Below are 1,206 nucleotides of genomic sequence, written 5' to 3' on the forward strand. Positions count from 1 at the left end.
TGCACCAGGCCGTTCTTTCCTAAGACGTCGAACGTCTGGAGCCAAACAGGCCTCAGCCACGAGCTGGAAGAACTACCCCTACTACCGATTAGGAGCCGGTAGATGCAGGACACGTTGCCCAGCCCGGTGGAGGTGACCGCCGGGGTCGCGCCGGACATCGCCCGGCATCGCGAAACGGTCTCGGCGGTACTGGCCCGGCGCGATCCGCGGCTGCTGGTGATCGCGGGCCCGTGCTCGGTGCACGATCCGGGGGCGGCGCTGGAATACGCCGGGCTGCTGGCCGGGGCGGCGGCCCGGTATTCCGACGATCTCGTCGTGGTTTTGCGGGCGTACTTGGAGAAACCGCGGTCGGTGACCGGATGGACCGGGTTCCTCCCGGACCCGACCCTGGACGGCAAAGGCGATCTCGCGACCGGCGTCCGGCTGGGCAGGCAGTTCCTGCTCGACGCGGCGGCGACGGGATTGCCGCTGGCGTACGAATTCGTGGATCCGGTGCTGGCGCCGTACGTCGCGGACACGGTGAGCTGGGGCGCGATCGGGGCGCGGACGGTGGCCAGCCAGCCGCACCGGCAGCTGGCGTCGTGGCTGCCGATGCCGGTGGGGATGAAGAACTGCGTATCCGGGCGGCTGGGGCCCGCGGTCGATGCGATCCGCGCGGCCGGGGCGGCGCACGCGTTTCCCGGGCTGGGCGTGGACGGGCGGATGAAAACGTTGCGCAGCAGCGGGAATCCGGACGCGCATCTGGTGCTTCGCGGGGGCCTGGTGCCGAATTACGATGCGGCGTCGGTCGCCGAGGCGATGGGATTGCTGGGGGAGGCCGGGCTGCCTCAGCGGGTTGTGGTCGACGCCGCGCATGGGAACAGCGGGAAGGACCACAACCGGCAGCCGGGGGTGGTCGCCGACGTGGCGGGGCAGGTCCGGGACGGGGCCGCGGTCGCCGGGGTGATGATCGAGTCGTATTTGCGCGACGGGGCACAGGATCCGGAGCGGGTGCCCGCTGACCCGGCGGTGAGCCGGACGGATCCTTGTCTCGGGTGGGAGCGGACGGTTCCGTTGCTGGAGTCGCTGGCTCTGGCCAGCCGGGCGCGGGGTGCGCGGGTCGCGGGCAGGTCGTGAGGGGAACCCTGAGGGAATCTGATTCCCTGAGAGGGTGTTGTGGAACCTGGTGTTTCGCTCGGTGTGTCGGTGGTGGTAGCGGCCGGGTGT

The 1,206-nt window shown here is 70.6% G+C and carries 1 protein-coding gene; it reads left to right on the plus strand.

The window, feature by feature from the left end:
* The first annotated feature begins 102 nt into the window (after positions 1–102).
* Positions 103–1,116, plus strand: a complete 1,014-nt coding sequence (locus tag ACZ7SW_RS46775) for a 3-deoxy-7-phosphoheptulonate synthase (RefSeq protein WP_470236840.1) — start codon at positions 103–105, stop codon at positions 1,114–1,116.
* Positions 1,117–1,206 lie beyond the last annotated feature (90 nt).

The sequence above is a fragment of the Amycolatopsis sp. NPDC114484 genome, assembly GCF_055633755.1.

Bases quoted from the DNA above. Each gene is read 5' to 3' on its own strand.
- ACZ7SW_RS46775 (WP_470236840.1), top strand. From the start codon at position 103: ATGCAGGACACGTTGCCCAGCCCGGTGGAGGTGACCGCCGGGGTCGCG.